Below are 206 nucleotides of genomic sequence, written 5' to 3'. Positions count from 1 at the left end.
GAGTTTCTCGCGCGGCTGGTCGAGCGCGTCTCGCGCATTCGCGTGGGTCTGCCCAACGACATGGCGACGGAATACGGACCGCTGTGCACCGAGCGTCAATTGCGCAACATCGAAGCGGTGGTCGAACGTTCCGTGAAGCAAGGCGCGAAAGTGCTCGCGGGCGGCAAGGCGCTCGATCGCGGCGGCTTCTATTACGCGCCGACGAT

General features: G+C 64.6%; 1 protein-coding gene. It reads left to right on the top strand.

All coding sequences use genetic code 11. The annotated features are described in order from the left end of the window. On the top strand, positions 1-206 hold a 206-nt coding region (locus SB764_RS45390; protein ID WP_410867491.1), incomplete at both ends, for an aldehyde dehydrogenase family protein.

The sequence above is a fragment of the Paraburkholderia sp. SIMBA_027 genome (genome assembly GCF_046535315.1).
GTDB classification, from domain to species: Bacteria; Pseudomonadota; Gammaproteobacteria; order Burkholderiales; family Burkholderiaceae; genus Paraburkholderia; species Paraburkholderia tropica.
This window is presented reverse-complemented; position numbering and strand designations above follow the sequence as displayed.